Source organism: Pedobacter sp. CG_S7 (assembly GCF_040544395.1).
Classification (GTDB): domain Bacteria; phylum Bacteroidota; class Bacteroidia; order Sphingobacteriales; family Sphingobacteriaceae; genus Pedobacter.
In genome coordinates this window covers 1-6,478 of the sequence record NZ_JBEONS010000068.1, presented here as the reverse complement: position 1 = coordinate 6,478, position 6,478 = coordinate 1, and the positions used below count along the sequence as shown (strand labels likewise).

General features: G+C 36.3%; 3 protein-coding genes. 1 reads left to right on the top strand and 2 read right to left on the bottom strand.

The features are described from left to right. The first annotated feature begins 318 nt into the window (after nt 1-318). Complete coding sequence (locus AAKU52_RS16895) at nt 319-3,144, top strand: hypothetical protein (protein ID WP_354335724.1); 2,826 nt, start codon at nt 319-321, stop codon at nt 3,142-3,144. Here the strand turns inward: AAKU52_RS16895 and AAKU52_RS16890 are convergent. Both AAKU52_RS16890 and AAKU52_RS16885 read right to left on the bottom strand, forming a co-directional pair. After that, on the bottom strand, nt 3,128-4,480 hold the full coding sequence (locus AAKU52_RS16890) for a PhoH family protein (protein WP_354335722.1): 1,353 nt from the start codon (nt 4,478-4,480) through the stop codon (nt 3,128-3,130). The genes AAKU52_RS16895 and AAKU52_RS16890 overlap by 17 nt on opposite strands. Nucleotides 4,481-5,612: 1,132 nt before the next feature. Continuing rightward, complete coding sequence (locus AAKU52_RS16885) at nt 5,613-6,092, bottom strand: hypothetical protein (protein WP_354335720.1); 480 nt, start codon at nt 6,090-6,092, stop codon at nt 5,613-5,615. Nucleotides 6,093-6,478 lie beyond the last annotated feature (386 nt).

Sequence of the window (6,478 nt, the reverse complement as noted above, 5' to 3'; positions counted from 1 at the left end):
CCCGCTTTTTTCTGAAAATAAAATCCAAAGAAAATAACACCTTAAACGATTTTTCAGGTCAGTAAAGTAAGTTAGAGGGAACCTGAGTGGTTACATTATAGTATTAAATATTTAACTATACATTAATTATAATACACAAAATTGTAGACCAACCTTATCTAATATTCTTAATAGAAAGCAGCAATAACGCCAAACATGGCATTAAGGATTGAAAGACAAATCGCCCTCTTTAACAAGCACATTTGTCACTTTAATAAATTATTTTTTAGTAAATTGTTGTCAGACAATCCACTTGACAACCTTTAGCAAATAGTTCCTATGTATGTCTTTAAACCACTATTTTACCTGGTATTAATAGGACTACTGTTTACGTTGAGCATGACTACAAAAAACAATTTTCTGATCAAAACTGAAAATGCACCTTTTGGCATTATTTCCCTTGAGCTCAGTCCGAACACCCTTCATCAAAAGAAAATATTAAAAGAATGGGACAGCGTCTACCGCTATCAGCAGGTCTATAGCAGGGATACTGTCATCACAGGAAAACTGACAGGATTAGATGTTGCTATCAAACAAACCGGTGCAGATAACAGCTTTATCCTCTTTTACATTTCTTTCTTGTCAATGTTGTTTTTTAAATACAGGTATACCTTCGCTGCTGCACAAAATCTTACCACAAGCAAGCGATGGATTGAATTGGTATTAATGGTCATTGTAGCTGGGTTATTGGATCTAATAGAGAACAGCAACTTATTAAAGGTAATGAACAATTACGCCGCAGGAAATGAAAATATTCGGGGCCAACTGCTGTGGATTTTGGTACCCGCTTCATTAAAGTTTGCCTTGCTGCTCACTGCCCTTGTTTATTTTTTAATCAGAATAAATATTTTAAATCAAATCAGCCTGTGGCTGCAAAAACTATCTAGCCTCTTCATCGCCTTCGTAATTTATGGATGGAGATTTCGAATTATCCTTTTTGGCTTATCCGCATTGTTCTTTTTAATGGTGATCACCAATCAGGGACAGGATTTGCTGGTCACCATTAACACTTCAGACTGGGGCATTTTTTGGTTTTTCAGTGTTACCACCATCCTTGCTTTACTCAATTGGCACCTGCCTAAAATATATGATAATTTGGATAATCCAGACCTTAAAAAAGTAACCCTGACCCACCTGGAGTTTTCGAAACACAAAAAAGAAAAACTAGATTTCGCCAGGTTTTTAGGTTTACTGACCTTTCTCATTCCAGCAATAGGTGTGCTCATCACCATGCAGTCTTATCACATCAGTTATCTTGCCGCCGATGTTTCTCCACTGGTCATCTTCACCGTTACCTGTGTTTTATATTTCAGTGCACTAAATTACAATTGGCTGGATTATATTTTTAAACCAAAGGGAGTTTTTAGTTTTAAGAGATATGCAATCGCTATGGCACTTATTTTTATGGCCATCATCTATTTTGGTCAATCTGAACAAACCCGTGCTCCTTTTTATCTCGCCTATCTTTCCTTGAACTTTTACCTGCTCTCTTTAGCTTTCACTATTACGGTTAGCTACCGAACCAGTATGACCGCAGTAAGTAAAATTCCAATTACCCCATTTATTATTTCCGCTGGTTTAGTCGTTTCATTCTTGTTCATTGCCTGCAATTTTGAAAGCATTATTTTCTTTTTAACCAGGTATGACCGATTCTATACCTTGCCAATTGTTATTGCCAGTTTGATTGCTTATACACTACTTTTTTCCTTCCTCCTGATTTTGGGAAACAGAATGAAAATTCAATTCATCACCTTATTTCTTTTATTCGTCATTTATAAGTCTTTTACAGGTATCAGCGACTTCCATAAGGTACACCTTGTTCCAAAGCCTGCAAATCAAATTCCAGCCACCGACTTAAGAATATATAGCCTGCAATGGTTGGAAAGCCGCAAAGCTGAAATTACTGCCTTTAACGAAAAATACAATGGTAAAGCATACCCTGTTTTTTTTGTCAATGCTTACGGAGGTGGAATTAAAGCCGCTGCCTGGACTACAATGGTTATTAGCAGATTAGATCAGTTGTTGAGGAAAAACACAGAAAAAGGCTCTTTATACAACGATTTTCAGCATTATGCATTCTCCTATTCTGGCGTTTCCGGAGGCAGTATCGGACTGTCTTTACTTTGTGCTGCCCGAATTTCCAACAACGAAAACCAACTAAACGACACCCTTTTCTATCCTGAAAATTCGCTGAAAATCTATAAAAATGATTTTTTAACTGCAAACCTGGTAGGACTATTTGGTAGAGATGCCCTCATGTCATTGATAGGTTTCAGCTGGTATCCTGATCGTGCCCGGATTCAAGAAAAGAATTGGGAATACCACACCAGTAAACAAGGTTTGAACTATGCCATTATGCTCGGGGCAGGCTGGCATGATCCAAAAAAAGAAGTGCCCTTGTTCTTCTCCAATACTTATGATATCAATACAGGTTTCAAAGGATTAGTTGCACCGGTTATTTTAAACAAAAAAGATTTTCCAGGCACAATTTTACTACAGGAAATGATCGATAAAAACCAAGACCTGCGTCTCAGTACAGCAGCTTTTATAAGTGCGCGCTTTCCTTATATCAGTCCTACAGCCAAATTCAATGAACAGCATCATTTTACCGATGGAGGTACTTTGGAAAAATCAGGTGCAGAAACCTCCTTACAGGTACTTACCGTATTTAAAAGTGTTTTAGATTCTTTGCGAAGCAATGATGAATCCTTTAAAAACTTAAACATCAAATTTAACTTTCTTTCCTTGCCCAACAGTATTCCCGTAATTGACTCGCTAGAAAGGGTGAAAAATTTATATGAACCTTTAGCCCCTGCAATGGGTATTTTGAACAGCACTAACGGCAACACCTTAAAAGCAGATAGCATAAACCGTTTTTTAGCACAAAAAAATAACTGGAATTATTTCTCTATTAACCCAACAATAAAAAAAATAAAAGTAGCTAATGTATGGCCAGTATTACCTTTGGGATGGCAAATTTCAGATTATGCCCTTGAGCAAATGGCACTTAGCGTAAATGATTCAAAATCACTACTTTATACTATTTTAGCCGAATTCCCTATGTACAATTCTAAAAAAGAAAAAAACATTACAGCAAGTCGTTAGCCAAATTTGCCAAATCACTACGCTCTCCTTTATCCAGGGTAATATGTGCATACAAGGGATGTTCTTTGGCGCTTTCTATTAAATAAGATAGGCCATTGCTTTCTGCATCGAGGTAAGGGGCATCAATTTGATAAATATCTCCCGTAAAAATAATTTTGGTATCCTCTCCCGCACGGGATATAATGGTTTTAACCTCATGTGGTGTTAAATTCTGTGCCTCATCAATAATAAAAAAGATTTTGGTGAGGGTTCTGCCCCTAATAAATGCCAACGGCGTAATAACTATCTTTTCAGTACTCACAAAGTTGTCTATACTACGCTGTACCTTTGGGTCGTCATTATATTGTTCTTTTATATAGCGTAAACTGTCCCAAATAGGTGCCATATAAGGGTCAATCTTAGACTTCGCATCACCAGGCAGAAAACCAATATCCTTATTGCTCAATGGTATAATAGGCCTTGTTACATAAATCTGCCGGTAATCTTTCCTCTGTTCCAGCGCACTGGCAATGGCGATCAGCGTTTTACCTGTTCCAGCTTTACCTTGAATAGTTACCAGCTTGATAGCTGGATTGCGCAACGCATGCATGGCCAGAGCCTGTTCCTCATTTTTTGGGGAAATTTTAAATAGCGTAGGACTATCAATTTTAAAAAGTCTTTTCCGAGTTAAATCAAAATAGGCAATAGCAGAATTCTTTTTGCCTTTCAGCATATAAAAATGATTACCAACAGTAAATGGTAAATCTAAAGTAGCTGCATCCAGACTTCCAGAAGCGTTTAATTCTTTAAAAATCTTATCCGGCAATTGGTTAAGTCTCGTTTTCCCGGTATACAGTTCTTCTACATTCTTAATCTTGCCCGTTTCGTAATCTTCTGCGTGTAAATCAAGTGATTTAGCTTTTAACCGCAGACAAATATCTTTAGATACCAGGATGACCTTTTTTTTAGGAAACTCATGTTTCAATCCTAGTGCAGCATTCAAGATGCGATGGTCAAACTTTCCAACACCAAAAACAGCTTCTGCATCTATTTCACCACCAGTATGGTCCATCACTACCTTAAATTTGCCACCCTTGCTGCCTTTAATTGGAATCCAGACGTTCATGATTTTATCCCCCGATGCATTGTCGATCAAACGGATAAAGCTTCTGGCTTCGGCGTTACGGGTTTCATTTCCGTTTTTCATTTCGTCAAGTTCCTCTAAAACCTGTATGGGAATGGCCACATCATGTTCCTGAAAATTATTGAAAGCGTTGTGGTCATAAAGGATAACGGAGGTATCCAGGACAAATATCTTTTTTTGAGCTGACGGGGATGGTTTGCGGACTTTACTCATGATTCCTAAAATTAAGGAATTTTTTTTAAGGAAAAAGCTTCGATTTCGAATGACAGCTTAGAAAAAACCTTAAAAAAATGAAACCGGAGTTCCGCCTCGTTCGATTTGGTTCTCCGATTCCGATTTTACATAGCCTTAGCTATATAAAAAACATCAAATAATAGTAACAATAACAAATATGAGTATGACTGATCTTTACAAATCAGTTTATACTGCTATAATTACTTTGCTATTTACATTCCTAAGAATGATTACTAGCTGGTAATCTCTTATGGTGGCACAGTAATTTCACTGAGTTTCACAACCTAGTTACTTTATTCCATTCATCGCGGTTTCCTTTGATTATGGTAACTGAACGACACCTAGAAACATAATTGAATATTTCTGCCCATAGGCTTAAGTTTTCAAAAGGTTTCATTTCAGATTGTCAATGTACTTTGTATTTGATAGTACTAATATACAGTTATTTACCTATACGTGTCAAGTGTTATTTCAAATAGTTTTCAACAACTTATTAACAGTTAGAAATCGGTTTTACGTGGAGAGCCAACCAATTTGATCCCTATTAATTCGTAAATCATCAGGAGAAGAAAAGCTTTTAAATAATGAAACCGGAATTCCGCCTCGTTCGATTTGGATTTCCGGTTTCGTTTTTATAAAGCCTTAACTATTATAAAAACATCAAATATTTGTGACTTTAACAAAAATCTGTGTTTCTGATCTTCACAAATCAGCTGATACAAATTAAAACTACTTTGCCTTTTACATTCCTAAGAATGATCAATAGTTGGTAATCTCTAGCAGTTTTAAAAGTAATTTCACTGAGTTTCACAACCCAGGTACTTTAATCTCATCATCGCAGTTTCCTTTGGTTCAGACAACTTATTAAACCTAGAAACATCCTTAGCATATTTCTGCCCATAGGCTTGAATATTCAATTAGAGAGGTTTCTTTTCAGATTGTCAAGGTACTTTGTATTTGATAGTACTAATATACAGCTATTTAACTATTCATGTCAAGTATTATTAAAAATAGTTATTAACATTTTTTACACCTTTCTTCAACAACTTTTAAACATGATTAACCCAGTTTACTAACAGAGTTATCCACAAATATGCCGATAGCCCTTTGACTATTCTTCGCAATCAACAGGAGCAAAAATAAACCTGCCCATTTCAAAACTTATAGGTTTCCCTTTTACAAAAGATGACTTTCCTAAATGTGTTTCTATTTGGCCTACACCCAAAATTAGTTTATCGCCTTGCTTTAAAAAAGCCAAAGGATTTTTATAAACCGTAGGGTTTTCCGTACCAATTTTAAAGGTATAGTCCACAAATAAAGTATCACCACTAAATTTACCAACCAACAAACCATCATTTTTACCTTTCTCCAGGTAATTGATTACCAAACTTCCCTTAATTTCTCCATTACTTAAAGTTTTGATTTTTAATTCCGCTTTGTCTGTCGAATCCATAGCCACAAAACATTCCTTTTTCCCTAAAGAATCCATCAGCGCTGCAGCTGCATCCGCTTTTAAAGTATCTGCATTTTGGCTACAACTGTAAACCATAGGTATGGCAGCGAGCATGGTGTATAAAATAGTTTTTTTCATATCAAGAATTCTAAGTGTTAATGTTTAGTTGTTTAAGTTACAAAATCTAAATAAGACCATCAAATTAAAAAGGCTTTTCCATACCGACAATAGCAGCTTTTTGCGAGGACCTTGACAGGTCGTTGGTAGGTCGTTGGTAGGTCCTTGGTAGGTCTAAATGACCTCCAAAAGCCCTGCCGAAGTCCTGGTAAGGATGGTGCTTTACTAAGCTCAACAGCCCACCAAAGCAGTGCAAAGTGCCTCGTAATAATTTATCACCTTTAAAACGAATTGGATACTAATAATAAAAAAGGTAACGACTCAGGTTGTCTATGAATTAGCAATAGTTGAGAAGGCATTGAGTATTTGCTGCTGATTTTTCTTACATGTATCGGTAATGGAACGAA